Below are 25,184 nucleotides of genomic sequence, written 5' to 3' on the forward strand. Positions count from 1 at the left end.
CCCCCCAGGGTGTGTCCGGCGGATCAGGGCCGGATAGGCCGCGGCGTCTGGTGCGGTGCATCGCAAGGCGCTGGAGCGTCCTCATCGCGGAGCGATTCGGACGTTTCGGCAACGCCGCGAGGTGCCGTGCCAGGCGTCGTGGACCCGGTCAAGATCCGCCGGGCACACCCTAGCCCTGGCGGGCCAGGTCCGCCGCGCCCACGAGCCCTGCCTTGCCGCCGAGTTGGGCGGCCAGCACCTGGGCGTGCGGGCGCCACTGGCCGCCGATCAGCCAGCGCCGGAACGACTTGCGGATCGGGTCGAGGACGAGCTCGCCCTCGTCCGAGACGCCGCCGCCGACGATGAACGCGGACGGGTCGAACAGCGAGGCGAGGTCGGCCAGTCCGGCGCCGGCCCAGCGGGCCAGCTCGCGGAACGAGTCGATGGCCACCGCGTCGCCCTGGCGGGCGGCCTCGCTGATGTGCTTGCCCTCGATGCCCTCCACCGTGCCGTCGCCGAGGCCGAGCAGCACGGCGGCGTTCTCGGGGGTGGCGTTGGCGCGCTGCTTCGCGTACCGGACGAGGGCGCGGCCGGAGGCGTACTGCTCCCAGCAGCCCTGGCTGCCGCAGCCGCACAGCAGACCGTCCGGGACGACCCGGATGTGGCCGAACTCGGCGGCCACGCCGAAGCGTCCGCGGCGCAGCTTGTTGCCGATGATGATGCCGCCGCCGAGCCCGGTGCCGAGCGTGATGCAGATGACGTCGTCGTGCCCCTGGCCGGCCCCGAAGCGATACTCGCCCCAGGCCGCCGCGTTGGCGTCGTTCTCGACGACGACGGGCAGGCCGATACGCTTCTCGACCTTGTCCTTGAGCGGTTCGTGACGCCAGTCGATGTTCGGTGCGAACAGCACGGTGGCGCGCTTGTCGTCGACGTAACCGGCGGCGCCGATGCCGACGGCCTCCACCTCGTGTCCCTCGCTCGCCCCGGCCACCGCCGCGCAGATCGCGTCGACGATGCCTTCGGCCGTCGGCGGGGTCGCCACCTTGAACGTCGAGAGGATCCGGCCCTCTTCGTCGACCACTCCAGCCGCGATCTTCGTGCCGCCGATATCGACGCCGATGGTGAGTCCCATGAATCCCTCAGTTTCGGTCGAGCCCCGCTAGGGGCAACCGTACCCGAGGCGTGGCCCGGCCCGGCCGGGGCCGGTCGGTCCCGGCCGTCGTGTCCTCCCGGTCCCGGCCGATGCGTCCGGTCAGTCCAGGTCGATGCGTTCGGTGCCGGAGGGGCCCTCGTCCCGGGGGTCGGACGGGTCGTCGGCGGCCTTCTTCGAGGAGGCGCCGGCGGCGCTGCTCGCGCCCGACGCGCCCTCGGTGGTGCGGGTCCAGCGGCTCTCCTGGCCCTCGACCGCGGAGCGGTAGGCGGCCAGCAGCTCGTTGCCCGCGGCGGCGAGGTGGTCGAAGAATTCCGGGTTGCGTTCGATGACCGGTTCGACGGCGGACTTCGCCTGCCGGACGGCCTGCTGGACCGCGCCCTGGGCGGCGGCGCCCAGCAGCGGGGTCTGGAGCGAGGACACCTTGTCGGCGACCGCGTCGACCAGCTTGCGCAGTTCCTCGGCGGCGGATCCGGGCCGGTCGCCGTACGCGGCCCGGCGGCGGGCCTTCTCGGCCGCGAGGTCCTCGGCGCAGGCGTCGGCCCACGCGTCGCCGTCGACGGGACGATCGGTGGCTTCACTCATGGCGGACTCCTGCGAAGCGGGGCGGCCGACGGTCGGCCTGCGATGCACGTACTTCGTCCTGCGATGGACGTACTACCGACGTTACCCGAACGGCCCCGCATCGCTGCCGGAGGTGCGCGGCCACAGAGCCGGATCCGGTGTGAACCTCACCCGCAGTACCCCGTCGGCCAGCGCAGCGCCGGAGACGGTGCAGCGGCGCAGCGCGGAGGCGATCCGCACGATCCGGTGGAAGGGGCCGACGGTCAGGAGCAGTTCGTCGCCCCGGCGGACCAGGCGCAGGTCCTCCTTGGCGGCCCCGGGCAGCGGCAGACACCAGGTGAGGGTGGTGCCCCCGCCCTCGGCGTCCTGCTCCTCCTCGGTCCACCAGGGGTCCGGTGCCCGGCCGGGCGTCCGGTCGTCGGGGGCGGGGACCTCCAGCGCGGCCAGGTCGTCCGGCCCCTGCGGGTCGCGGCCCAGGTGGGCGGCCTCGTGCACGGGGACGTCCGGGGCCACGTCCTGATGCCAGTGGTCCAGGCACTTCTCCTGCTGGGCGGCGAGTGCGGCGAACCAGGGGTCGGACGAGTGCCGGGGCAGCACGCGGGAGGCGATGAGCAGGTCGGCGCGCAGTCCGTGCAGGGCGAGGCCGGTACGGGCGGTGCGCAGGGCGTCCTCGGCGGCGGGGCCCGGCTCCGCGACCAGCCGGAGCGTGGTGGATCCGTCCTCGATCAGGGCCTGGACGGCGGCCAGCTCGGCGTCCTTGCGGGCGGCGGCCTCGTACAGCCACTGCGCGGGCATCGGAACCCCGGCGAGCTGGGCGAGGACCGGGCGCAGGGCGCGGGCGGCCTGGCGTTCGGCGGGGAGCAGCCGGCGCAGGTAGCGGCGCAGCTGTTCCGGCAGGGCGAGGAGGGCGAGGGCTTCGGTGAGCGGCGGGAGGTCGACGACGAGGGTGTCGTAGCCGGACCAGTCGCCCTCGGCGGCCCGGCGCAGCGTGTGCAGCAGGGCGAGCTGCGGGGAGCCGGGGAGTTCGGTGAGCTCCTCGCCGTCGAGCCGGCCGGCGCCGAGCAGGTCCAGGACGCCGGAGGCGCGCTTCTGGAGCTCGGTGAGTTCGGCGCGGAAGTGCTCGCCGGAGTCGATGCGTGCGTGGTCGAGAAGGCCGGTGACCCGGGTGGGTTCCGTGGCGGCCGGGAAGCCGGGTATGGCCTCGGCGGAGATCAGGAGGGTGCGGCCGCCGTTCGCCGCGGCGGCCAGGGCGGTGGCCGCGGCGACGGTGCTGCGGCCCGCGCCGCCGGGGCCGGTGACCAGGACCGTACGCACGGCTGTCAGGTCCCCGGTGCGGACTCGACGCGCTTCTTCAGACCGGCGAGGGCGCGGTCGATGATGACCTTCTCGGCCTTGCGCTTGATCATGCCGAGCAGCGGGATCTTGACGTCGACGGCGAGCCGGTAGGTGACCTCGGTGCGCTCGCCGCCGCCGAGCGGGGTGAGGGCGTAGGTGCCGTCCAGGGAGCGCAGCATCTGCGACTTGACGAGGCTCCAGCTGACTTCGTTCTCGCCGGTCCAGGTGTAGGTGAGGACGTGGTCGTCCTTGATCGCTCCGGCGTCCAGGACGAGGCGGACCTGCTCGGCGCGGCCCTGGTCGTCGGTGGAGAGGACCTCGGCCTCCTTGACCTCGCCGGTCCACTCCGGGTAGCGGGTGAAGTCGGCGATCACGCCCATGACGTCGGCCGGCGTCGCCTCGATCGTGATGCTCGAGCTGGTGTGTTCAGCCATCGCCGTGGCCCTCCAGTGCGGTGTTACCGGTCGCGTTCGGCAGGAGCCTGCCGCTGTGCAGGCTATCGCGTGCCCGGAGCGCTCCGGTCCACGGCCCGGCTGTCCCCGGTCACCAGCTCAGCGCCCAGGGTGTTCCGGTCGAGGCGAAGTGGCCGACGTTGACGCACTCGGTGGTCCCGATCCGCATCCGGCGGACCAACGGCTGGTGAACATGGCCGAAAAGCGCGTACCGGGGGCGGGTGGTGCGGATCGCCTCCAGCAGGGCGCGGCTGCCGCGTTCGAAGCGGCGGGCGACGGTGTCGTACGTCAGCTCGGGGACCTCGGGCGGGATGTGCGAGCACAGGACGTCGACCGGGCCGAGCGCCTCGACCTTGGCGGCGTACTCCTCGTCGCTGATCTCGTACGGGGTGTTCATCGGGGTCTTGAGGCCGCCGCCGACGAAGCCGAAGACCCGGCCGCCGATCTCGACGCGTTCGCCGTCCAGCACGGTGGTGCCGGGGCGGGCGTACTCGGGCCAGAGGTCGGGGACGTCGACATTGCCGTAGGTGGCGTACGTCGGGGTGGGGAAGGCCGCGAAGAGTTCGGCGTACTGCTTGCGCACCGCGCCGAGGATCTCGGTGTTGCGGTCGCGGCCCGCCCACAGCTCGCGGCCGAAGGCGCGGGCCTCGTCGTAGCGGCGGTCGGTGCGCAGGGCGACGATGCGGTCGGCGTTCTTCTTGCCGAACAGGTCGGGGAAGATGCCGCGCGAGTGGTCGGCGTAGTCGAGGAAGAGCACCAGGTCGCCGAGGCAGATCAGCGCGTCGGCGCCGTCTCCGGCGCGGGCCAGGGCCTCGGTGTTGCCGTGCACGTCGCTGACCACGTGAATCCGGGTCGGCCTTGCGGCCGGATCCCGGCCGTCCGGTTCGCTGCCTCGCATGGGATCACCCTAGAGTGCCCGTTCCGTCGCTGGGTAGACCGTCCGGACCTGCGGATACCTCCACGTCGTGACGGCAGTGGACTACTGTGCGTGAAGGGCCATTTGGACCCACCGGCGATTGGGGGGTGGGAGAAGGAGCGGGGCTGGGTGCGTGCAGCTGCAAGGCGGAGGATTGAGGCATGGCGGAGCCATGGTGATTGACGACAACGCCGCAGATGCGCGTGCCCAGCCCCGCGACGCCGCCCCCCAATCGCCGGTGGGTCCTATATGTGTGATGCATAAGACATCTGGCCGGAACCCCCTATCCGGAACCGAGTACCGGTGGGTAACGTCCGGGCAGTCCAGTCGTGCTCACCCCACTGAGCACCCGCCATTCTTGGACCGCAGCCGGTGCGTCACACAGAGCCGTGGCACCGGAGCCCGATGAGGAGCAGCAGTCTTGCGCGAGTTCAGCCTTCCGGCCCTGTACGAGGTCCCGACGGACGGTAACCTGACGGATCTCATCCGCCGCAATGCCGCTCAGCATCCCGATGTCGCGGTGATGAGCCGCAAGGTGGCCGGCGTCTGGACGGACGTCAGTGCCACCCGGTTCCTGGCCGAGGTGAGAGCCGCCGCCAAAGGGCTGATCGCCTCGGGCGTGCAGCCCGGTGACCGGGTCGCCCTGATGTCGCGCACCCGTTTCGAGTGGGTGCTGCTGGACTTCGCGATCTGGAGCGCGGGCGCGGTGACCGTGCCGGTGTACGAGACCAGCTCCGCCGAGCAGGTGCAGTGGATCCTCGGTGACTCCGGGGCGGTGGCGGTGCTCGTGGAGAGCGACGCGCACGCCGCTTCCGTGGCCTCCGTACGGGACGCGCTGCCGGATCTCGCGCACGTCTGGCAGATCGACGCGGGCGCCGTGGAGGCGCTGGGCGAGGCGGGGGCCGAGGTCTCGGAGGAGACCATGGACCTGCGGACGCGCAGTGCCAAGGCGGACGACCCGGCGACGATCGTCTACACCTCGGGCACCACGGGCCGCCCCAAGGGCTGTGTGCTCACCCACCGCAGCTTCTTCGCGGAGTGCGGCAACGTGGTGGAGCGGCTGAAGCCCCTCTTCCGTACGGGCGAGTGCTCGGTGCTGCTGTTCCTGCCCGCCGCGCACGTCTTCGGCCGGCTGGTCGAGGTGGCCTCGGTGATGGCCCCGATCAAGCTCGGCTGCGTCCCCGACATCAAGAACCTCACCGACGAGCTGGCCTCGTTCCGGCCGACGCTGATCCTGGGCGTGCCCCGGGTCTTCGAGAAGGTCTACAACGCGGCCCGCGCGAAGGCGCAGGCGGACGGCAAGGGCAAGATCTTCGACCGGGCCGCCGACACGGCGATCGCCTACAGCCGGGCGCTGAGCACCCCGGGTGGCCCCTCGCTGGGGCTGAAGCTCAAGCACAAGCTCTTCGACAAGCTGGTCTTCGGGAAGCTGCGCGCGGTGCTCGGCGGCCGGGGCGAGTTCGCGATCTCCGGCGGCGCTCCGCTCGGTGAGCGGCTCGGCCACTTCTTCCGGGGCATCGGCTTCACGGTCCTGGAGGGCTACGGCCTGACCGAGTCGTGCGCGGCGACCGCCTTCAACCCGTGGGACCGGCAGAAGATCGGCACGGTCGGCCAGCCGCTGCCCGGATCCGTGGTGCGGATCGCCGACGACGGCGAGGTGCTGGTGCACGGCGATCACCTGTTCACCGGTTACTGGCAGAACGAGTCGGCCTCGGCCGATGCGCTCGCCGACGGCTGGTTCCACACCGGGGACATCGGCACGCTCGACGAGGACGGCTACCTCTCGATCACCGGCCGCAAGAAGGAGATCATCGTGACGGCGGGCGGCAAGAACGTCGCGCCGGCCGTCATCGAGGACCGCATCCGCGCGCACGCCCTGGTCGCCGAGTGCATGGTGGTCGGCGACGGCCGCCCGTTCGTCGGCGCGCTGGTCACCCTGGACGAGGAGTTCCTGGGCCGCTGGGCCGAGGAGCACGGCAAACCGGCCGGCTCGACGGTCCTGTCGCTGCGCGAGGACGCGGAGCTGCTGGCCGAGGTGCAGCGGGCGGTGGACGACGGCAACGCGGCGGTGTCCAAGGCCGAGTCGGTCCGCAAGTTCCGTATCCTGCCCGCCCAGTTCACCGAGGAGGCGGGCCACATCACGCCGTCGCTGAAGCTGAAGCGGAACGTGGTGGCGAAGGACTTCGCGGACGAGGTGGAGTCGATCTACCGCACCTGAGCGGTGTCACGTGTACGGAGGGGCCCGCGCCTGGTGATCAGGCGCGGGCCCCTTCGTCGCACGGCCGTCTCACAGCAGGGTCTTGAGCTTCTCCGCCAGCAGGTCCCAGCGCCACTTCTCCTCGACCCAGGCCCGGCCCCGCTCCCCCATCCGCTGCCGCAGCTCCGGGTCGCCGAGCAGCGTCACGATCCGGTCCGCCGACTCCTCGGCGCTGCCGCCGCGCACCACCCACCCGGTCTCGCCGTCGAGCACCGCGTCCGGGGCGCCGCCCGAGTCGCCGGCCACCACGGGCAGCCCGGTCGCCGACGCCTCCAGGTAGACGATCCCGAGGCCCTCCACGTCGAGGCCGCCGCGCCGGGTGCGGCACGGCATCGCGAAGACGTCCCCGGCGCCGTAGTGCGCGGGCAGCTCGGCCCAGGGCACGGGTCCGGTGAAGCGCACCGAGTCCTGGACCCCGGTCTGAGCCGCGAGGCGCTTCAGGTCCTCGGCGTACGGGCCGCCGCCGACGATCAGGAGTACCGCGTCCGGGATCCGGGCGAGGATCGCGGGCATGGCCAGGATCAGCGTGTCCTGGCCCTTGCGCGGCACCAGGCGCGATACGCAGACGACCACCGGGCGGTCGGAGAGCCCGAGGCGGGCCCGGACCCGGTCCCCGCCGGAGAACGGGGCGAAGGTCTTCTCGTCCACGCCGGGCGGCAGTTGGACCATCCGCCCGGCGGCCTCGGGGGTGAGGGCCCCGGCGATCCGGGAGCGGGTGTACTCACCGAGATAGGTGATCGTGTCCGTGCCCTCCCCGATCCGGCGCAACAGCTGCCGGGAGGCGGGCAGTTGAGCCCAGCCGGCCTCGTGCCCGTGGGTGGTGGCGACGAGCCGTCGGGCGCCGGCCCGGCGCAGCGCCGGGGCCATCAGGCCGAGCGGGGCGGCCGCGCCGAACCAGACGGAGGTGCAGCCGTGTTCGCGCAGCAGGGCGGTGGCCCGGCGGGTGACGCGCGGGGTCGGCAGCAGCATCGTCGTCCGGTCGCGGACCACGGTGAACGGCTGCTCGGCGTCGAAGGCGGCGGTGGCCGCCGCGCCCTCCTCGCCGCGCTTCCAGGTGGAGGCGTAGACGACGACCCGGTCGGGATCCAGGCGCAGCGCCATGTTGTGCAGGAACGCCTGGATGCCACCGGGGCGGGGCGGGAAGTCGTTGGTCACGATCAAGGTCTTGTCCATCGCCGCCGACAGTACCGAACGGCCGCGCTTCACCGCTGACGCCGTCTGCCGGCGGCATCATGGGCCGCCGGGAATCCGGCAGGACAGGACGCCCCCTGGGGCGGCGGGCGACGACGGGACGGCGATGACGGGACGAGGACCCACCGGCACCGGCCCGTGGCCGTACGCGGTGTGGGCGCTGACCCGGGCCTGGCTGCTGGCCTGCGTGTTCAAGGTGTTCACGGTGCCCGGCCCGGACGTCACGGTGGACGTGTCGGTGATCTACCGGAGCTGGTACGAGGTCCTGCTGACCGGCACGTATCCGCTGGACGACGTCACCTGGCAGTACCCGCCCGGGGCGGCCCTGGCGATCCTCTCCCCGGCCCTGCTGCCGTTCCTGGAGTACGCGGCGGCGTTCTTCGTCCTCGTACTGCTCTGTGACGCGCTGGTGCTGGGGCTGCTGCTGTACGCGGGCCGACGGCCGGGGATACGTGCGGCGGGTGCGTGGGTATGGATCGTGGGGGTGCCGTCGCTGGGGCCGACGGTCTACGCCCGGTACGACCTGATGGTGACGGCCGTCGCGGTGGCGGCGCTGCTGGCGGGGGTGCGCCGCCCCCGTGCGCTGGGGGCGCTGGCCGCGTTCGGGGCGCTGCTGAAGGGGTGGCCGGTGCTGCTGCTGGTGGGGGTGCGGAAGGGGCGTCCGACGCGGGCGGCCTGGGCGTCGGCGGCGCTGACGTCGGTGGGTCTCGCGGCGGCGTTCGCGCTGTGGATGCCGGGGGCGTTCGCGTTCCTGGCCTTCCAGCGGGACCGGGGCACCGAGGTCGAGTCGCTGGGGGCGCTGGTCTTCCATGTGGCGCGGCGGTTCGGCTGGGAGGGCCGGGTGGAGCTGCGCTACGGCTCGCTGGAGTTCCTCGGTCCGCAGGTCGAGCTGGTGTCGACGCTGGCGCTGGGGCTCGGGGCCCTGGCGCTGGGCTGGCTGGTGCTGTGGCGGCTGCGGGCGCGGTCGTTCGCGGCGCAGACCCCGGCCGAGGCGGCGTTCACGGCGGTGCTGCTGTTCACGGTCACCAGCCGGGTGATCAGCCCGCAGTACGTGGTGTGGCTGGTCGGGCTCGCGGCGGTATGCCTGACGTTCCGGGGGGCCAGGATGACGCTCCCGGCGGTCCTGGTGCTGGTGGCGGCGGGGGTGACGCTGCTGGAGTTCCCGATCGGCTTCGGCCATGTGGTGGCGAGCGACGCGTGGGGGGTGACGCTCCTGCTCGTACGGAACGGGCTGCTGGTGGCGGCCTCGCTGATCGCGGCGCGGCGGCTGTGGCGGTCGACGGTGCCGGGGGCGCGGGGCGGGGTGGCGAGGGTCCTGGAGGCGGACGGGGGTCAGCCGAGCCGGGTGGCGAGGTAGTCGCGCCAGTCGGCGGTGAACTGGTCGGGGGTGGTGTCGAGTACCGCGGTCAGCGCCTGCTCCACCGCCCCGTCCCGCCCGTCGTGCGCTCCGACGGTCTCGTAGAAGGCGATCAGCTTCTCCTTGCCCCACCGCTCCGCGATCAGCTCGCAGGCCAGCCAGCCGCCTTCGTAGGCCCTGGCGAGCTTCACGGGGTCGCCGTCGAAGCCGAAGTCCGGGTCGGTGGGGAGGCCGGCGGGGGTCTCGCCGCCGCGGACGGCGTCGGCCAGTTCGGGGGCGATCGTGTCGGCGGCGCGGTCCTCGCCCCGGTAGGCGGCCCAGTCGGCGAAGCCCTCGGAGAGCCAGACCGGGGTGGCCGTGGAGGTGCTGGTCCGGGTGGCGACATGGGTCGTCTCGTGGGTCAGGACGATCCGCTGCCCGAAACTGCCCAGAGTGGCGTACGCCTGCGGGTTGACGATCACCCGGTCGGCGATGGCCGGGCGCTTGCCGGTGCCGCCGACCTCGCCGGTGGTGACGGCGGCGATGCCCCGGTAGTCGGCCTCCTTCGAGCCCAGCAGCCCCGCCATGTCCTCGACGGAGTCCGGGACGAGGACCACCACCCGGCGGCTCCAGGGCCTCGGCCAGGCGTCCGAGACGGCCGGTACGGCGAGGTCCACGGTGTCGGCGACCTGGCGCAGCTCGCTCTCGGGCCGCCCGACGCCCAGGACGATGCTGTGCGCGCCCTCGACGACCACCACGTCCCCCTGCTGCCACAGCTGCCGTGCGGCGCCCTTGGCGGGCCGGTCGGCGGTGATGTACCAGCGCTCGCCGTCCCGCATCAGCTCCAGGACGCGGCGGGTGGCGACCGGGGCGGTGTCGTACCGGGCGATCCGGTAGCGCAGCTCCACCTCGGCGGTGGCCCACTGCCCGTCCTGCTCGGTGATGCCCTTGACGTCGTAGGTCCAGGACTTCAGGGGCACGTCGGCGAGCCGGTCCAGCTCGGTGCGCTGGGCGGCCCGCAGCTTCGCGGCGTCCGGGGCGAGGGCGTCGAGGTAGCCCGCCGGGTCGCGGGCGAGGACGGCCGCCGCGCGGCTCTCCAGGGTGGCGTCGAGGGCGCCGGCGGTGAGGAAGGTGTCCGGGGCGGCGGGGGCCGTGCAGGCGGACGCGGTCAGGAGCGCGGCGAGCAGCGGGCCCGCCGCACACCGCCGCCACCTGGGGCCTCCCCCGCGCGCGTCACGTCCTGGTACGGCCACCCTGCCGATCGTACGGTCAGATCCGGGTGACCGAGGAGACGGGCATCATGCCGACCGGATCGTAGCGGACCGGGGCGCCCGGGTAGGGGGCGTGGATGACCTGGCCGTTGCCGACGTACATGCCGATGTGGCTGGCGTCCGCGCGGTAGGCGACCAGGTCACCGGGGAGCGCCTGGGAGAGCGGCACCATGCGGCCCGCGTGGCGCTGGGCCTGGGAGGTGCGGGGCAGGCTCACCCCGGCCTTGGCGTAGGCCCACTGCATCAGGCCGGAGCAGTCGAATCCGGAGGGCCCGTTGGCGCCCCAGACGTAGGGTCTGCCGAGCGCCTGGTGGGCGGCGGCCACGGCGGACATCGCGCGGCCGGAGCCCGGGGCGACGCCGGAGAGGTCGGGCAGCCCTTCGCGGCCGCTGCGGGAGACCCGGTCGAAGGAGGCGCGTTCCTCGGGCGGCAGCGAGTCGAGCAGCCGGCGGGCCTCGCGGAGCTTGCCCTCGACGGCGCGCTTGTGGCGGGTGACGGCGGCCCGGTTGCGCTCCAGTTCGGTCAGGGCGCGGGTGGCCTCGGCACGGGTCTGGGCGATCTTGCGCTGGGCGTGCCGCAGCTTGTCCAGGGTCATCGCCTGGCGGGCGCCGGCCCGGTCGAGGGCGGCGGCCCGCTCCAGGTAGGTGTCCGGGTCGGCGGAGAGCAGCAGCGCGAGCGCCGGGTCGATGGAGCCGGTGCGGTACTGGGCGCCCGCCATCGCGCCGAGCGCGTCGCGCATCCGGTTGACGCGCTCCTGGCCCCTGGCCGTGGCGTCCTGGGCGCGGTGCGCCTCGCCGCGCAGCCGGTCCACGCGCTCCCCGGCCTCGTTGAACCGCTCGGTGGCCTGCTCGGCCTCCCCGTAGAGGCGGTCGACGGCGGCCTTGGCGGTCTCCCGGGTGTCCTTCGGGTCGGCGCTCGCCGGGGCCCCGGTCAGCGTGGCCGCCGCGGTGGCGGCAGCCGCCGAGATGACCGTGACCCGGACGCCTCTGTTGAAGCCGGACTGTGTGGAACGGCGATGGGACACCACAGGTAGCCGCACTCCCTTCCGCTGACGCGGTAGTGCGCAGCCCCTGCCGCCCCGGGCGGGCGGACGGAGACCGGGGAGCTGCACAGCAGCCAGACAGTAATCGGACGACTACGCACCGACCAAGGACCGCGCCGGTCGCGGATGGGGGTCCCAACGCCGCCGCCCCGCCGGTGACCTCGGTCTCCGGCGGGGCGGGGCGTCAGCGTGATGCGCGGCGATTCCCTCGTTCGGGCGTGCCGCGCCGTGGCGTGCTGTGGGCGCGCCGTGGCGTCAGATGCGGACGCCGAACTGGAAGGTGCCCATGTAGTCCATCGACTCGTAGCGGACGAAGGCGCCCGGCTTCGGGGCGTGCAGGATCTGGTTGTTGCCGGCGTAGAAGCCGACGTGCGACAGGCCGTTGAAGAAGACCAGGTCGCCCGGCTTGAGCTGGCTGCGGCCGATCCGCTGGCCGTCGTTCTGCTGGGTGTACGTGGTCCGGGTGATGGAGACGCCGGCCTGGGCGAAGGCCCACTGGGTCAGCCCGGAGCAGTCGTAGGAGTTGGGGCCCGAGCCGCCGGAGACGTACGGCTTGCCGATCTGCGTGGCGGCGGCGCTCAGCGCGGCGGCTCCGCGGCCGGACGCGGGGGCCTCGTTGCCGAGTGAGACCCGGTCTCCGGCGGCGCGGCTGGCGCGCTGCTCGTCCTTCTGCATCTTGGCGCGCTCGGCCTGGGTCAGCGTGTTGAGCAGCCGCTGGGCGTCGGCCAGCTTGCCCTGGTACTTCTTCTTGTTCTCGGCGAGCGCCTTGCGGACCTCGGCGAGGTCGCCGAGCTTGTCCTGGGCTTCCTTGCGCTGCTGGGCGAGGGTGCGCTGCTTGGCCTGGATCTTCTGCAGCGACTCCGCCTGCTTGGCCGTCAGCTGGTCGAGCGCGGAGGCCTGGTCGAGGAAGCTGTCCGGGTCCGAGGCGAGGAAGAGGGCCACCGAGGGGTCGATGCCGCCGGAGCGGTACTGGGCGGTGGCGATCGAACCGAGTTCGCCGCGCAGGGTGTTGAGGTCGTCCTGACCGCGGGCGACCTTGTCCTGGATCGCGTCGACCTGCTTCTTGAGCTGGTCCTGCTGCTCCTTGGCCCCGTTGTACTTCTCGGTGGCCGCCTCGGCCTCGTGGTAGAGCTTGTCGACCTTCGCCTTGACTTCGCTCTTCTTCGGCTGGGGGTCGGCCTGGGCGGCCTGGGAGGTCAGGGCCACTGCTGCGGCGGCGGTCGCGGTGATCACGGTCACGCGGGCGCGGCTCGGCTGCTTGGGACGACGGTGGGACGCCACGGAGACGAGCTCCTTCTTCCTCAGAGCCGCCTACCGGGCTGTGGGGAAAGATTCCCCGGCTCCGCGCACATGACGGACTCGGCGGTTCCTTCGCCGTCACCCCCAATGGGTGATCAACCGTGCGAAGGTTCGAGGCCTGACCCTAGTGACCATCTTGTGATCAGTTCAAATCCTCACAGGAATTTTCTCGTCACACCAGGCACTTCTTTACTCTCACCCCACCGCGTGTAGTGGCGACTTGACGGTACGTTCCCAGAAATCCGGCATGCCACACATGCCGCGCATATCCCTCTAGACGCGCGAAAGGCGCTTGAGGAGCAAGACGGACGCGACCGGTCTCGCCCCGGCCTTCGCCACGCCGTCCGCCACCTCACGGTCGGTGGAGACGACCACCACGGGCCGCCCCGGCGGTTCCGCGCGGGCCAGTTGACGGATCAGCTCGTCCGCCGTGACCCCGGCCTTGCTGAACAGCACCCGCACGCCCCGCGGCGGGGCCAGTAGCACCGGGGCGGCCAGTTCGGCCCCGTCGAACACACAGGTCATCTCCGCGCCGGTCTGCGCCGCGAGCACGGAGAGACCGCCCAGCAGCCGCAACCGCTGCTTCTCCAGCGGCATCTGCGGATAGCCGGTCTTGGTGACGTTGTAGCCGTCCACGATGAGATGGGCCTGCGGCAGCGCCAGCAGCTGGTCGAGAAGCGCCGGATCGGTCTCCGAAAGGGCCCTGGCGGCAATGTCCTTGGGTGACATCCGGCCCGGCTCCACCGCGTCCACGGTGTCGGCGGGATGCGTCGTCGCCGGGGGAAGAGCCAGCTCCCGCCGCAGCCCCGAGGCCGCTTCCAGCACGGTGTCCAGGAGCAGCCGCAGCCGCATGTCCTCCACCGAGCGGCCCTCGCGGGCGGCCCGGCGGCTCGCCTCCAGGGCCGCCTCGGCCTCCCCCAGCCGCCCCTTGAGCCGGCGCGACTCGCCCTCCACCGCGGAGAGCTGGGCGGCCGACTCGGCGCGTACGGTGTCGGCCTCGGCGGCGCTGCGGCGCAGGGCGGCCTCGCCGCGCTTCACCTCGCTGAGCGCGCTGCGCAGCTTGCGGTGCAGCGACTCGGCCTCCTTGCGGGCCGCCTCCAGCTCGGTGCGCAGCCGCTCGGTCTCGGTACGGGTGTGGGCGCGGGCCCGCGCCAGCTCCTCGCGCAGGTGCTCCAGTTCGCGCCGGGTCTGCTCGTCCGCCCGTTCCGCGTCGGCGCGCTGGACCTCCTCGCCGGCCGACTCGACCAGCTTGACCCAGCCGGTCGGGCGCAGCACGTAGGCGGCCGCGGCGACGTCGAGGGGATCGGCGGCGGCGGGCGGCGAACCCGCCTCCAGGGCGCCGGTCAGCTCGGGCTGGGACTGGGCCAGCCGCTCACCGATCCGCCGCCGGAAGAGGGCGTCGCTCTCCAGCGCGGCGGCCATCGCGTTCCCCGCGAACTTGGCCCGCCTGGTCGGGGTGAACCGGGCGTACTGCCGTAGCTGGGCGGGCAGTTCGGCGACGGTCAGTCCGCCGAAGGCGTCCGAGACCAGCGCGACGACCCGCCGTCGCACACCCTCGGGCAGCGGACGGCCGAGCGCCTCTGCACCGCCGTCGGCCGCGTCGGCCGGTCCGGCGCCGCTGGTCGGCTGATCCACCGTCCGTCACCTCATAGATGTGTGATGGATGCGCTCCCTCAGGAGGCGGCACCCGGCCTGTCCACCAGTTCGATCTGGTCCACCGCGTTGCACCAACGACAGCGGACCGACTCGATGGTCTCACTGACGACCTCCCGCTCCTCGACACTCGACTCACCGGCCAGGTCTAGGTGCACGTACTCCACGACCTTGGAGGAGCGGGTCACGTCGAAGCGCGTGAGATTGCCGCACAGCGTGCAGCGCCAGCGGGTCCCGTCGGTCGGCAGGGGAACCGTCGTCATCGTTGCGTCCTCTTTCGTCGTCTCCGGGAGCCCGCGCCGGGCGCGCCGCCGCGACTCCACCTGTCTACGTCAAGGATCTCGCGGTGCACCGTCGAACTGCGGAAGTCCTGGCGTAACCCTACGGCCTCGCGTATGGGCCCCGGCACGGCGAGGCGCTCCATCCCGTTCTCCACCGGTACGTCATGCTCTGTACATGATCGAGTGGCGGCAGGCCGACCGGCGGACCACGGCCGGGAGAATCCGGGACGCGGCGGCGCCGGGCGGTGCCCCGGTCACGTACGGACTGATCGGCGTCTGCGGGGTGATCTTCCTGATCAGCCCGCTCTCCGGGTTCGGTGGCGCCGCCCACCGGAGCGAGGACGCGCTGCTCGCCGCGCAGGCCGCTTACTTCGAGCGGTGGGGGGTGATCCCCGCCGAGCTGTGGGAGGGCTCCGCACCTGCGCTGATCACCCCGTTCACCGCGCTGTTCGTGCACGGCAGCTGGCTGCACCTGCTGGGGAACCTGCTGTTCCTGTACGTGTTCGGCGCGATGGCCGAGGAACGCATGGGCCGGGTGCGGTTCGCCCTGTTCTATGTGGGCTGCGGCTATGTGGCGCTGGCCTGCTACGCGGCGGCGCACGCGGACTCCGGGCAGACGCTGGTCGGGGCGTCGGGGGCGATCTCCGCGGTGCTCGGCGCGTTCCTCCACCTCTTCCCCAGGGCCCGGGTGACCAGCCTGTTCCCGTTCCTCTTCTTCCTGCCGCTGCGCTTCCCCGCCTGGATCGTGCTGGTCTTCTGGTTCGCCCTCCAGTGGGCGGCGGCGCAGGGGGCGGGCAGCGGGCCCGGGGTGGCGTATCTGGCGCATGTGGCCGGGTTCGCCGTCGGATTCCTCTACGCCTGGGGGCGTTACCGGGGTGGGACTAGAGTGAAGGTTCCAGCCACCGAGGGAGACAGCCAGCCGTGATCACCGCGATCGTGCTCATCAAGACCAGCGTGGACCGGATTCCGGAGATCGCCGAGGCCATCGCCGCGCTGGACAGCGTCAGCGAGGTCTTCTCCGTCACCGGCACCTACGACCTGATCGCCATGGTCCGGGTCGCCAGGCACGACGACCTCGCCGATGTCATCCCCGGCCGGATCAGCAAGATCCCGGGCGTCGAGGGCACCGACACCCACGTGGCGTTCCGTACATACTCCCAGCACGACCTGGAAGCGGCCTTCGCCATCGGCCTCGACGCGTAGGCGCACCGGCGACGCACCCCGGCCGGGGACAGGCAGCGCGCCTGTCCCCGGCCGGGGTGTTTCATCAGAACGTGTCTCGGACCCGGGCCGCTTCGCCGCGGTCCGGGACGCAGCGGCCGTCCTCGGTGCGGTAGTTCCACCGGGCGCCCTCCCGGACCAGCTCGGTGACCGCGCGCAGGAACCGTTCGATGTGCTCGTCGGGCGTACCGGCGCCGAAGCTGACGCGGATCGCGTTGAGGGACTCCTCGCCCGGCCCGGCCTCCGGCGCGCCGCACTCGCCCGGGTCCTGCGGGTCGCTGCCGAGCAGGGTGCGCACCAGCGGGTGAGCGCAGAAGAGGCCGTCGCGCACGCCGATGCCGTATTCGGCGGAGAGGGCGGCGGCGAAGTGCGAGCTGTTCCAGCCGCGCACCACGAAGGAGATGACCCCGACCCGGGGCGCGTCGTCGCCGAACAGCGAGAGCACCCGCACCTCGGGCACCTGGGCGAGCCCTTCGCGGACCCGGCCCACGAGCTCCTGCTCCCGGGCGACCAGGCCCTCGAAGCCCGCCTCGGTCAGGGCCTTGCAGGCGGAGGCGATGGAGTAGACGCCGATGACGTTGGGCGAACCGGCCTCGTGCCGGGCGGCCGTGGTGTGCCAGTCGACGTCCACGCCGCCGTCGGGACGCCGGGCGACCTTGCGGGAAGCGCCGCCGCCGGCGAGGTACGGCTCGGCCGCCCGGAGCCAGTCGGCGCGGCCGGCCAGGACCCCGGAGCCGAAGGGCGCGTACAGCTTGTGGCCGGAGAACGCGACCCAGTCGACGTCCAGTCCGGCGATGTCCACGGGGTGGTGCGGGGCGAGCTGGGCGGCGTCCAGGACGATGCGGGCGCCGTGCGCGTGGGCGGCGGCGGCCAGTTCCTTCACCGGCCACAGCTCTCCGGTCACGTTGGAGGCGCCGGTGACACAGACGAGGGCGGGGCCGTAGGGGTCGCGGTCGGCCAGCGCCCGTTCCAGGGTCTCGACGGCCTGGCCCGGGGTGCGGGGCGCGTCGAGGTAGGTGACCTGGGCGTCGCGCCAGGGCAGCAGGGAGGCGTGGTGCTCGGTCTCGTACACGAAGACCTGACAGCCGGCGGGGATCGCGGCGGCCAGCAGGTTGAGGGAGTCGGTCGTGGAGCGGGTGAAGACCACCTGGTCCTCGGCGCGGCAGCCGAGGAACTCCGCGACCGTACGACGGCTGTTCTCGAAGAGGTCGGTGGAGAGCTGCGAGAGGTAGCCGGCGCCGCGGTGGACGCTGCCGTAGTACGGGGCGTACGCGGCGACGTCGTCCCAGACCCGCTGGAGGGCCGGTGCGCTGGCGGCGTAGTCGAGCGCGGCGTAGGCGACCTCACCGCCGGTGACGAGCGGGACGGTGACGTTCTGCCCCAGAACGGGCAGCGGGGTACAAACCGACGGGTCGAGGACAGCGGTGGGGACAGACATGGCGAACTCCCGTAACAGCCAGGCGAAGGGGGGCCCGGGGGGCACCCCCGGATAAGCACAGTCGGCGCCGGCGGGTACGCGGCAGCGCGGACGAGGAAGGAAAAGAGTGTGCTGAAGGGGGGCGTTTCGCCCTAACGCATTCGCTTGCTCACAAGAGGCTCCCTGGAGACCAGGACCCCGGGGGCCGGCATCCGCCGGATGCCGAGGGGTCCGCGCTTGCCGCAGACCTCGCTGCCTACGGCCTGGTCCTCACCCGGGGCACCCCGCCACGGACGGAGGGTTGCCGGACAGCGGGCCGGGGCCGTAGTCGCTGTCACTCATGACCTGCGCAGCATCCTGCCATACGTACGCACACGCGCAAGGGCGCGGTCCGGCATCCGGACCGCGCCCTGCCGCACACCGTGCGCCCCGAAGGTGCCGCTGGGCCGTGCTCAGGCGTTGCTGGCCGCGATCCAGCGCTCCAGCGCGCGCTTGGCCGCACCGGAGTCGACGGCCTCGGCCGCGACCACGATCTTCGCCGCGAGCTGCTCGGTCAGCGTGCCGGGCCCCGGGTCCAGGGCGACCAGGGCCGCCGCCGAGTTGAGCAGCACCGCCTCGCGCACCGCGCCGCCCTCGCCGTCCAGCAGGCGGCGGGCCACATCGGCGTTGTACGAGGCGTCGGCGCCGCGCAGCGCCTCGACGGGGACGATGGCCAGCCCGACGTCGCGCGGGTCGAAGGGCTCCTCGCGGACCGCGCCGTCGCGGACCACCCAGACCCGGGAGGTGGCGGTGGTGGTCAGCTCGTCGAGGCCGTCGTCGCCGCGGAAGACCAGCGCGGAGTTGCCCCGGTCGGCGAGCACGCCCGCGACGATGGGAGCCATCCGGGCGTCGGCGACGCCGACCGCCTGCGCGCGGACCTGGGCCGGGTTGGTGAGGGGGCCCAGGATGTTGAACGTGGTCTGTGCGCCGAGTTCCTTGCGGGCCTTGGCGGCGTACCGCAGGGCGGGGTGGAACTTCACGGCGAAGCAGAAGGTGATGCCCGCCTGTTCGGCGACCTCGACGACCCGCTGCGGGGTCAGCTCCAGGTTGACGCCCAGCTTCTCCAGTACGTCGGATGAGCCGCTCGCGGAGGAGGCGGCCCGGTTGCCGTGCTTGACGACCTTCGCGCCGGTGCCCGCGATGACGATCGCGGACATGGTGGAGATGTTGACCGTCTTGGCGAGGTCGCCACCGGTGCCGACGATGTCGACGGTGCGGCCGGGCACCTCGATGGTGTTGGCGTGGGCGTACATCGCGCGGACCAGTCCGGTGACCTCGTCGACGGTCTCGCCCTTGGCCCGCAGCGCGACGGCGAACCCGGCGATCTGCGCGTCGGTGGCCTCGCCGCTCATGATGCGGTCCATGGCCCAGGCGGTCTCCTCGGAGCTGAGGTTCTCGCCGCGCAGCAGGGGGTTCAGGATGCCGGGCCAGGAACGGTCCGCCACGCTGTCGCCGCCGTTCGGGGTCACAACGTTCATGGTCCGCTCCAGGGTCCACAGCCGGTCAGGAAGATGGCTCCACCCTATCCAGCCGGGAGGACCGCGAAGAGCCCCGTCCATCGAATGGACGGGGCTCTCACGGTGGCGATCAGGTCAGGCGATCAGTGGTGACTGTGGCTCTCGCTGATCTCCTTGTACTCCTCGGGGGTGGCCTTGGGGATCTGGTTCCCCTCGGCGAAGTACCCCTTGCTGAGCTTGGCGCGCAGCTTCTGCACCGGGGAGATCTTGCGCTTGACGCCGTTCTCGTCGACCGCCGGGCCGAGTTCGAGCGGCTGGTACTGCTCGTGCGCGGTGAGCGTGTGCAGCTGCTCGGGGCTGAGCGGCTCGTGGATCTCGACGAACTCACCGTGCGGCAGGCGCTTGATGATGCCGGTCTCGCGACCGTGCAGCACCTTCTCCCGGTCACGGCGCTGGAGGCCGAGGCAGATCCGCTTGGTGACGATGAACGCGATGACCGGTCCGGCGAAGAAGAAGATCCGGACGAACCAGGTGATCGAGTTGATCGACAGGTGGAAGTGCGTGGCCCACAGGTCGTTTCCACCGCCGACGAGACCGATGAAGTACGCCGTGATCCAGGCGACGCCGAAGCCCGTACGGGTCGGGGCGTTGCGCGGGCGGTCCAGGATGTGGTGCTCGCGCTTGTCGCCGGTGATCCAGGACTCGATGAACGGGTACACCGCGATCGCGGTGAGGACCACACCGAAGCCGACCAGCGGGATGAACACGCCCAGGGCGAGCGTGTGGCCCCACAGGTTGATCTCCCAGCCCGGCATCACACGGACCAGCCCCTCGGCGAAGCCCATGTACCAGTCGGGCTGGGCGCCGGTGGACACCTGGTCGACGCGGTACGGACCGAGCGCCCAGATCGGGTTGATCGTGGCGATGGCCGAGATGGCCGCGATGATGCCGAAGACGAGGAAGAAGAACCCTCCGGCCTTCGCCATGTACACGGGCAGCAGCGGCATGCCGACGACGTTCTTGTTGGTCCGGCCGGGACCCGCGAACTGCGTGTGCTTGTGGTAGAAGACCAGGATCAGGTGCGCCACCAGCAGGCCGAGCATGATGCCCGGCAGCAGCAGGATGTGGATCGAGTAGAACCGGGCCACGAAGTCGTGGCCGGGGAACTCGCCGCCGAACAGGAACATCGAGATGTACGTGCCGACGATCGGCACGGACAGGATCGCGCCCTGGGTGAAGCGGACACCCGTACCGGAGAGCAGGTCGTCCGGGAGGGAGTAGCCGGTGAACCCGGTGAACATGCCGAGCACGAACAGCAGGAAGCCGAAGAGCCAGTTGATCTCGCGCGGCTTGCGGAAGGCGCCCGTGAAGAAGACGCGCATCATGTGCACGAACATGGCGGCCAGGAAGATCAGCGCGGCCCAGTGGTGGATCTGCCGCACGAGCAGACCACCGCGGACCTCGAAGCTGATCTTCAGGGTCGAGGCGTAGGCCTCGGACATCCGGATGCCCTGCATGGGCTCGTACGGACCGTGGTAGACGATCTCGCCCATGCTCGGCTGGAAGAACAGCGTCAGATACACACCCGTGAGGATGATGATGATGAAGCTGTAGAGCGCGACCTCACCGAGCATGAAGGACCAGTGGTCCGGGAAGATCTTGCGCATGTTGGCCTTGGCCAGGCCGTAGATGCCCAGTCGGCCGTCCGCCCAGTCGGCCACCCGCTCGCCGGCCGGAGCCTTGCGTCCGCCCGCCGGTTCGCCGGCCGAGGGGTTCCTTGGTGCAGTACTCATCCGCGCTCCCAGAAGGCAGCACCGACGGGCTCGTCGAAGTCGCCGAGCGCCTCGAGGTTGCCCTCGCTGTTGACACCGATCCGCAGCTGCGGAAGGGGGTGGCCGGCCGGACCGAAGATGACGCGAGCGCCGTCGGAGAGGTCGAAGGTGGACTGGTGGCACGGGCAGAGCACGTGGTGCGTCTGCTGCTCGTACAGGCTGATCGGGCAGCCGACGTGGGTGCAGATCTTGGAGAACGCGACGATGCCCTCGTGGGCCCAGTCCCGCTGGCGCTTGTCCTTGATGTCGTCCGGCTCGATGCGGACGATCATCAGGGCCGCCTTGCCCATCTGCGTCTGGAAGTCGTGCGACTCCGGGTCCAGACCCTCGGGCATGGCGAAGGCCAGCGACCCGACGGTGATGTGCTCGGGGCGCAGGGGCTTCATCGTGTTCATGTTGATGAGCTGCTTGCCCTCGGCCCACAGGGTGGTCCGGAGCTTCTTCTCCGGCAGCGGACCGAGGTCGCGCAGCAGGACCACACCGGAGAGCGGCACCAGGGCCAGCGCGCCGAACATGGTGTTACGGATCAGCTTGCGACGGCCGATCGCGGACTCCTCGGCGCCGGCCGCGAAGTCGGCCAGGACCTGGGCCTTGACCTCGGGCGGGGCCTCGATCGGGTGCCGGTCGGCGGCGACCTCGACGTCGGACATCAGCGTGCGCGCCCAGTGGACGGCTCCCGCGCCGATGAAGAAGAGCGCCGCACCCAGGGTGAGACCCAGGGAGAAGTTGAGCGCGCTCACATGGCCGAAGGGCCAGATGTAGACGATCTTGTCCACCGGGAAGATGACGTAGGAGGCGATGAAGCCCACCGTCGCCAGCATCGAGAGGGTGAACATGAACGCGACGGCGCGCTCCGAGCGGTTCGCGGCGCGTTCGTCGAGGTCCTGGATGCGCGGCTGGTGGGCCGGCAGCCCCGGATCGGCGAACGGGTCGTCGTTTCGCTCCACCGCGCCGTGCGCGGTCTCCTGCACCACGGGCAGGTTGTCTTCTGGAATCTGTTGGCTACTCATGACTTCTTGGCCTTAGCGGTGTGGGCCGCGACCCAAACGGCGACTGCGACGAGCGCGCCGAGTCCGAAGATCCAGGCGAACAGACCTTCGCTGACCGGACCGAGACCGCCCAGGGCCAGGCCGCCGGGGCTCTCCGTCTCGTCACTGTTCACGGACTCGATGTACGCGATGATGTCCTTCTTCTCCTGCTCCGGCATCGTCGTGTCGGGGAAGGAGGGCATGCTCTGCGGGCCGGTCTGCATGGCCTCGTAGATGTGCTTCGGGCTCACGCCTTCGAGGTCGGGGGCGTACTTGCCCTCCGTCAGGGCTCCGCCCTTACCGGTGAAGTTGTGGCACTGGGCGCAGTTGGTGCGGAACAGTTCGCCGCCGTTGGCGACGTTCGCGCCCGCCGGGTCGACCTGCTTGTCGGTCGGCGTGATCGGACCGGCGCCGAGCGACGCGATGTACGCCGCGAGCTGGTCGATCTCCGCCTGGTTGTAGATGACCTTCTTCTTCGGTACCTGGGCGCCCCGCTGCTGCGCGGGCATACGGCCCGTACCGACCTGGAAGTCGACGGCGGCGGAGCCCACGCCCACGAGGGACGGCCCGTCGGTGGTGCCCTGACCGCCGGTTCCGTGGCAGCTGGCGCAGCCTACGGAGTAGAGCTTCTTGCCCTCTTCGATGGCGAGGGACTGGGCGGTTTCATCGGCCTGCGCCTTGCCCGCAGGCGCAAACGCGGCGTACAGCCCCCCGGTGGCCGCCAGCGCGAGGAGTAGTACGACGACCGCCGCCAGCGGATGGCGTCGTCGTGCGGAGAGCTTTTTCACGGATTACCCCGGTGTCAGGATCTTCTGCGTCGATGGTGGGCGGGTGCGAGTCCCGGTTACTTGATCATGTAGATCGTTGCGAACAGGCCGATCCATACGACATCGACGAAGTGCCAGTAGTAGGACACGACGATGGCGGCGGTGGCCTGATCATGGGTGAACCTCTTGGCCGCGTACGTTCTGCCGAGGACCAGCAGGAAGGCGATGAGACCGCCTGTCACGTGCAGACCATGGAAGCCGGTGGTCAGGTAGAACACCGAGCCGTACGGGTCGGACGAGAGGGAGAGCCCCGCCTCCTTGACCAGTTCCACATACTCCAGGACCTGGCCGCCGATGAAGATCGCGCCCATCACGAACGTCACGATGAACCAGGTGCGGAGCTTCTTCACATCGCCCCGCTCGGCGGCGAAGACGCCGAGCTGGCAGGTGAGTGAGGAAAGCACCAGGATCGTGGTGTTCGTGGCCGCGAACGGGAAGTTCAGATGACTGGCCATCTCCTTCCAGTAATCGGGTCCCATCACCGATCGCAGGGTGAAGTACATCGCGAAGAGGGCCGCGAAGAACATCAGCTCGGATGCCAACCAGATGATGGTTCCGACGCTGGTGAGGTTCGGTCGATTGACCGACGGGTGCGCGTGCCCGGTTTCTACTGTCGTTGCTGTCGCCACGACCGACATTATGTCGGTCGCTTATCCCGCCCTCACCCCGGGGGGTGCCGTTCGGTGTGTCCGTACCGTCCGCAGGGGTCGCGCCCTGCGCCGAACGGCCCATCGAATCGTGGTCATTACCGGTGCTGACGGCCGGTCGGGCGGAGTACGATCCGCGCATCGGTTCATGCCCCGAGAGCCCCGACGACGTCGATGTCACGGAGGAACAATGCAGGCGACCGCCACGGTCCTGGTCTACAGCGACGACGCCAACATCCGCGAGCAGGTGAGGCTGGCAGCCGGTCGCAGGCCTGCCGCGGACGTTCCACCGGTGGAGTTCCTGGAGTGCGCGACGCTTCCGGCCGTCCTCGCGGCGCTGGACAACGGCGGCATCGACGTCTGTGTCCTGGACGGGGAGACGGCTCCCGTCGGCGGCATGGGCGTCTGCCGCCAGATCAAGGACGAGATCTTCCACTGCCCGCCGGTGCTCCTGCTGATCGGCCGCCCGCAGGACGCCTGGCTGGCCACCTGGAGCCGCGCGGAGGCCGCTGTGACGCTCCCGGTGGACCCGGTGGAGTTCCCCGACACCCTGGCGGCGCTGCTGCGCCGCCGGCTCTCCGTGGAGGCCTGAGGGGCCGCTGAGGCCCTCTGAGGGACGTTCCGCGCCGCGGGGCACTCCAGGCCCGGGTCAGACCTGGGGGCGCAGCCGGGCGGCCTGCAGTGTCTGCGGGCTGTCCGGCGCCCCTTCGTTCAGGGCGCTGCCCTTCTGCCACTTCTCCCAGGACAGGTTCCAGTCGCCGAACCCGTTGCCGAACGGGGTCATGTCCTCGCCGGCGCTGCCGACGACCTTGACGATGTCGCCCTGGCGCACGGTCTCGAAGAACCATGCGGCGTTGCCGGTGCTCATGCCGGTGCAGCCGTGGCTGACGTTGGCATAGCCGTGGGAGCCGGTCGACCAGGGGGCGGCGTGGACGTACTCGCCGCTCCAGGTCACCCGGGTGGCGTAGTAGACCGGCAGGTCGTACGACTCGGAGGAGCCGGCCGCGATGCCGATGCTCTCCCCGCGCATCCGTACGTAGTACTCCTTGGCCAGCACCACCTTGACGCCGTTGCGGGTGGAGAAGCCGGGCTTCCCGGTGGTGACCGGAATGGTATTGATCGCCTCTCCGTTGCGGAACACCGTCAGGGAGTGGTCCGAGGCGTCGGTGACGGCCTCGATCCGGTCGCCCGTGGTGAGCTCGAGGGGCTTGGCCTCGGCTCCGTAGAGGGCGTCGGTCACCTTGATGCCGGTCAGGCTGGAGCGCACCTCGATGGTGGCGTTCGCGGGCCAGTACTCCTTCGGGCGGTAGTGCAGCTTCTTGTCGTCGACCCAGTACCAGGAGCCGGTGACCGCCGGGGTGGAGCGGACCTTCAGGGCACGCTCGACGGTGGCTCGGGCCGCCTTGTCGGTGACCGGAGCGCTGAGTTCCGCCGTGATGGGCTGTCCGACGCCGTAGGTGCCCGCCTGCGGGCCGAAGGCGACCTTCAGCAGCTTCTTGGCCGAGGAGGTGTCGAAGGAGAGCGTACGGACGCCTGGGGCGCCGTCGCTGTTCTCCGTGGCGACCCTGACGGTGTATCCGGTTCCGGCCGCGAGCGGGGCGGTGGAGCGCCAGCGCCTCCCGTCGGCGGAGAGCTCTCCCGCGAGGTGCCGGCCGTCGGTGTCCACGGCGCTGACGTCGGTGATCCGCCCGTCGTCACCCTTGACGGTGACTTCCAGGGGCTTGTCGGGATCGGCCTTCTCCTTCTTGGAGGGGCCGTTGAAGGAGACCTGGTCACCCGCGTCGTAGGGCTTCGTCGAGAGCGGGTGGCCGTCGGGCGAGCCACATGCGGTCGCACCCGCTGCGAGGGTCACGACCAGCAGGGTGCAGCTCACTACGGTGCGGATGCGCGGCGTGTGGTTCATGCGTTCCACGCTAGGAAGGTTCGTCCGTTCCAGCGCGTTCAGTGACTGCAAACGAGCGAAAGGCCCGCGTCGCTTTCGGCGATGCGG

Annotated in this window: 23 protein-coding genes and 1 riboswitch; of the genes, 5 read left to right on the forward strand and 18 right to left on the reverse strand. The window is 71.4% G+C overall.

Annotated features, from left to right (window positions below):
- Window positions 1-169 precede the first annotated feature (169 nt).
- The 5 genes from ACGF2Y_RS27935 to ACGF2Y_RS27955 form a co-directional block, all read right to left on the reverse strand.
- Complete coding sequence (locus tag ACGF2Y_RS27935; RefSeq protein WP_392952887.1) at window positions 170-1,111, reverse strand: ROK family glucokinase; 942 nt, start codon at window positions 1,109-1,111, stop codon at window positions 170-172.
- Window positions 1,112-1,231: 120 nt separating this feature from the next.
- Window positions 1,232-1,714: a DUF5304 domain-containing protein gene (locus ACGF2Y_RS27940; RefSeq protein WP_392952889.1), complete on the reverse strand. Its 483-nt coding sequence runs from the start codon at window positions 1,712-1,714 to the stop codon at window positions 1,232-1,234.
- Window positions 1,715-1,795: 81 nt separating this feature from the next.
- Window positions 1,796-3,007, reverse strand: coding sequence for an ArsA family ATPase (locus ACGF2Y_RS27945; RefSeq protein WP_392952892.1), 1,212 nt, complete (start codon window positions 3,005-3,007; stop codon window positions 1,796-1,798).
- Between the two features lie 5 nt (window positions 3,008-3,012).
- Window positions 3,013-3,462, reverse strand: a complete 450-nt coding sequence (locus ACGF2Y_RS27950; protein WP_392952893.1) for an SRPBCC family protein — start codon at window positions 3,460-3,462, stop codon at window positions 3,013-3,015.
- 109 nt (window positions 3,463-3,571) lie between these two features.
- Window positions 3,572-4,378, reverse strand: coding sequence for a metallophosphoesterase (locus ACGF2Y_RS27955; RefSeq protein WP_392952896.1), 807 nt, complete (start codon window positions 4,376-4,378; stop codon window positions 3,572-3,574).
- A 439-nt stretch (window positions 4,379-4,817) separates the two neighbouring features.
- Here ACGF2Y_RS27955 and ACGF2Y_RS27960 point away from each other — a divergent pair, with 439 nt between their 5' ends.
- Window positions 4,818-6,614 carry an AMP-dependent synthetase/ligase gene (locus tag ACGF2Y_RS27960; RefSeq protein ID WP_392952899.1) on the forward strand — a complete coding sequence of 599 codons (1,797 nt, stop codon included), beginning with the start codon at window positions 4,818-4,820 and terminating at the stop codon, window positions 6,612-6,614.
- 69 nt (window positions 6,615-6,683) lie between these two features.
- Here the strand turns inward: ACGF2Y_RS27960 and ACGF2Y_RS27965 are convergent, their stop codons facing one another.
- Window positions 6,684-7,826 carry a glycosyltransferase family 4 protein gene (locus ACGF2Y_RS27965; protein ID WP_392952902.1) on the reverse strand — a complete coding sequence of 381 codons (1,143 nt, stop codon included), beginning with the start codon at window positions 7,824-7,826 and terminating at the stop codon, window positions 6,684-6,686.
- A 124-nt stretch (window positions 7,827-7,950) separates the two neighbouring features.
- On the opposite strand from ACGF2Y_RS27965, the gene ACGF2Y_RS27970 reads away from it, so the two are divergent.
- On the forward strand, window positions 7,951-9,201 hold the full coding sequence (locus ACGF2Y_RS27970; RefSeq protein ID WP_392952904.1) for a glycosyltransferase 87 family protein: 1,251 nt from the start codon (window positions 7,951-7,953) through the stop codon (window positions 9,199-9,201).
- On the opposite strand, the gene ACGF2Y_RS27975 is transcribed toward ACGF2Y_RS27970, so the two are convergent.
- The 5 genes from ACGF2Y_RS27975 to ACGF2Y_RS27995 all read right to left on the reverse strand — a co-directional run bounded on the left by ACGF2Y_RS27975 (window position 9,177) and on the right by ACGF2Y_RS27995 (window position 14,708).
- Complete coding sequence (locus tag ACGF2Y_RS27975; protein WP_392952907.1) at window positions 9,177-10,433, reverse strand: hypothetical protein; 1,257 nt, start codon at window positions 10,431-10,433, stop codon at window positions 9,177-9,179. The genes ACGF2Y_RS27970 and ACGF2Y_RS27975 overlap by 25 nt on opposite strands.
- A 16-nt stretch (window positions 10,434-10,449) precedes the next feature.
- The gene (locus tag ACGF2Y_RS27980; RefSeq protein ID WP_392952910.1) at window positions 10,450-11,478 is read right to left on the reverse strand and encodes an NlpC/P60 family protein; all 1,029 of its coding nucleotides are present in this window, start codon (window positions 11,476-11,478) and stop codon (window positions 10,450-10,452) included.
- Between the two features lie 270 nt (window positions 11,479-11,748).
- Window positions 11,749-12,774, reverse strand: a complete 1,026-nt coding sequence (locus ACGF2Y_RS27985) for an NlpC/P60 family protein (RefSeq protein ID WP_392952913.1) — start codon at window positions 12,772-12,774, stop codon at window positions 11,749-11,751.
- A gap of 291 nt (window positions 12,775-13,065) precedes the next feature.
- A complete protein-coding gene (locus ACGF2Y_RS27990) occupies window positions 13,066-14,427 on the reverse strand; it encodes an NYN domain-containing protein (RefSeq protein ID WP_392952916.1) in 1,362 nt (453 codons plus the stop codon).
- Window positions 14,428-14,465: 38 nt separating this feature from the next.
- Window positions 14,466-14,708: a hypothetical protein gene (locus ACGF2Y_RS27995; RefSeq protein ID WP_015608051.1), complete on the reverse strand. Its 243-nt coding sequence runs from the start codon at window positions 14,706-14,708 to the stop codon at window positions 14,466-14,468.
- A 193-nt stretch (window positions 14,709-14,901) separates the two neighbouring features.
- Between ACGF2Y_RS27995 and ACGF2Y_RS28000 the strand changes: the two genes are divergently transcribed.
- Together ACGF2Y_RS28000 and ACGF2Y_RS28005 are read left to right on the forward strand one after the other, a co-directional pair.
- Window positions 14,902-15,651, forward strand: a complete 750-nt coding sequence (locus ACGF2Y_RS28000) for a rhomboid family intramembrane serine protease (RefSeq protein ID WP_392952919.1) — start codon at window positions 14,902-14,904, stop codon at window positions 15,649-15,651.
- The gene (locus ACGF2Y_RS28005) at window positions 15,648-15,929 is read left to right on the forward strand and encodes an Lrp/AsnC family transcriptional regulator (RefSeq protein WP_003969641.1); all 282 of its coding nucleotides are present in this window, start codon (window positions 15,648-15,650) and stop codon (window positions 15,927-15,929) included. Before ACGF2Y_RS28000 ends, ACGF2Y_RS28005 begins: the two co-directional genes overlap by 4 nt.
- 64 nt (window positions 15,930-15,993) lie before the next feature.
- Here ACGF2Y_RS28005 and ACGF2Y_RS28010 read toward each other — a convergent pair whose 3' ends face one another.
- The 6 genes from ACGF2Y_RS28010 to ACGF2Y_RS28035 all read right to left on the reverse strand — a co-directional run bounded on the left by ACGF2Y_RS28010 (window position 15,994) and on the right by ACGF2Y_RS28035 (window position 23,185).
- Window positions 15,994-17,385, reverse strand: coding sequence for an aminotransferase class V-fold PLP-dependent enzyme (locus ACGF2Y_RS28010; RefSeq protein WP_392952922.1), 1,392 nt, complete (start codon window positions 17,383-17,385; stop codon window positions 15,994-15,996).
- A 207-nt stretch (window positions 17,386-17,592) separates the two neighbouring features.
- Window positions 17,593-17,710, reverse strand: a riboswitch (SAM riboswitch).
- Between the two features lie 106 nt (window positions 17,711-17,816).
- Window positions 17,817-18,881 (reverse strand): anthranilate phosphoribosyltransferase, encoded by a 1,065-nt coding sequence (gene trpD / locus ACGF2Y_RS28015; protein ID WP_392952924.1) that lies wholly within the window; start codon window positions 18,879-18,881, stop codon window positions 17,817-17,819.
- Between the two features lie 122 nt (window positions 18,882-19,003).
- Window positions 19,004-20,653: a cytochrome bc complex cytochrome b subunit gene (locus tag ACGF2Y_RS28020; protein WP_392952927.1), complete on the reverse strand. Its 1,650-nt coding sequence runs from the start codon at window positions 20,651-20,653 to the stop codon at window positions 19,004-19,006.
- Complete coding sequence (locus ACGF2Y_RS28025; RefSeq protein ID WP_392952929.1) at window positions 20,650-21,702, reverse strand: Rieske 2Fe-2S domain-containing protein; 1,053 nt, start codon at window positions 21,700-21,702, stop codon at window positions 20,650-20,652. Before ACGF2Y_RS28025 ends, ACGF2Y_RS28020 begins: the two co-directional genes overlap by 4 nt.
- Window positions 21,699-22,508: a c-type cytochrome gene (locus tag ACGF2Y_RS28030; protein WP_392952932.1), complete on the reverse strand. Its 810-nt coding sequence runs from the start codon at window positions 22,506-22,508 to the stop codon at window positions 21,699-21,701. The genes ACGF2Y_RS28025 and ACGF2Y_RS28030 overlap by 4 nt, the downstream gene beginning before the upstream one ends.
- A 56-nt stretch (window positions 22,509-22,564) precedes the next feature.
- Window positions 22,565-23,185: a heme-copper oxidase subunit III gene (locus ACGF2Y_RS28035; RefSeq protein WP_392952935.1), complete on the reverse strand. Its 621-nt coding sequence runs from the start codon at window positions 23,183-23,185 to the stop codon at window positions 22,565-22,567.
- 199 nt (window positions 23,186-23,384) lie between these two features.
- Here ACGF2Y_RS28035 and ACGF2Y_RS28040 point away from each other — a divergent pair, with 199 nt between their 5' ends.
- Window positions 23,385-23,786 (forward strand): hypothetical protein, encoded by a 402-nt coding sequence (locus ACGF2Y_RS28040; RefSeq protein ID WP_392952938.1) that lies wholly within the window; start codon window positions 23,385-23,387, stop codon window positions 23,784-23,786.
- Between the two features lie 57 nt (window positions 23,787-23,843).
- Here the strand turns inward: ACGF2Y_RS28040 and ACGF2Y_RS28045 are convergent, their stop codons facing one another.
- Window positions 23,844-25,097, reverse strand: coding sequence for an Ig-like domain-containing protein (locus ACGF2Y_RS28045; protein WP_392952940.1), 1,254 nt, complete (start codon window positions 25,095-25,097; stop codon window positions 23,844-23,846).
- Window positions 25,098-25,184: the final 87 nt, after the last annotated feature.

The sequence above is a fragment of the Streptomyces sp. NPDC048142 genome (assembly GCF_043202835.1).
GTDB lineage: Bacteria > Actinomycetota > Actinomycetes > Streptomycetales > Streptomycetaceae > Streptomyces.

Excerpts from the sequence above, each read along its gene's own strand:
- ACGF2Y_RS27935 (WP_392952887.1), bottom strand. The coding sequence starts at position 1,111 with ATGGGACTCACCATCGGCGTCGATATCGGCGGCACGAAGATCGCGGCT.
- ACGF2Y_RS27940 (WP_392952889.1), bottom strand. The coding sequence starts at position 1,714 with ATGAGTGAAGCCACCGATCGTCCCGTCGACGGCGACGCGTGGGCCGAC.
- ACGF2Y_RS27950 (WP_392952893.1), bottom strand. The coding sequence starts at position 3,462 with ATGGCTGAACACACCAGCTCGAGCATCACGATCGAGGCGACGCCGGCC.
- ACGF2Y_RS27955 (WP_392952896.1), bottom strand. The coding sequence starts at position 4,378 with ATGCGAGGCAGCGAACCGGACGGCCGGGATCCGGCCGCAAGGCCGACC.
- ACGF2Y_RS27965 (WP_392952902.1), bottom strand. The coding sequence starts at position 7,826 with ATGGACAAGACCTTGATCGTGACCAACGACTTCCCGCCCCGCCCCGGT.
- ACGF2Y_RS27970 (WP_392952904.1), top strand. The coding sequence starts at position 7,951 with ATGACGGGACGAGGACCCACCGGCACCGGCCCGTGGCCGTACGCGGTG.
- ACGF2Y_RS27995 (WP_015608051.1), bottom strand. The coding sequence starts at position 14,708 with ATGACGACGGTTCCCCTGCCGACCGACGGGACCCGCTGGCGCTGCACG.
- ACGF2Y_RS28000 (WP_392952919.1), top strand. The coding sequence starts at position 14,902 with ATGATCGAGTGGCGGCAGGCCGACCGGCGGACCACGGCCGGGAGAATC.
- ACGF2Y_RS28010 (WP_392952922.1), bottom strand. The coding sequence starts at position 17,385 with ATGTCTGTCCCCACCGCTGTCCTCGACCCGTCGGTTTGTACCCCGCTG.
- trpD (WP_392952924.1), bottom strand. The coding sequence starts at position 18,881 with ATGAACGTTGTGACCCCGAACGGCGGCGACAGCGTGGCGGACCGTTCC.
- ACGF2Y_RS28020 (WP_392952927.1), bottom strand. The coding sequence starts at position 20,653 with ATGAGTACTGCACCAAGGAACCCCTCGGCCGGCGAACCGGCGGGCGGA.
- ACGF2Y_RS28025 (WP_392952929.1), bottom strand. The coding sequence starts at position 21,702 with ATGAGTAGCCAACAGATTCCAGAAGACAACCTGCCCGTGGTGCAGGAG.
- ACGF2Y_RS28035 (WP_392952935.1), bottom strand. The coding sequence starts at position 23,185 with ATGTCGGTCGTGGCGACAGCAACGACAGTAGAAACCGGGCACGCGCAC.
- ACGF2Y_RS28040 (WP_392952938.1), top strand. The coding sequence starts at position 23,385 with ATGCAGGCGACCGCCACGGTCCTGGTCTACAGCGACGACGCCAACATC.
- ACGF2Y_RS28045 (WP_392952940.1), bottom strand. The coding sequence starts at position 25,097 with ATGAACCACACGCCGCGCATCCGCACCGTAGTGAGCTGCACCCTGCTG.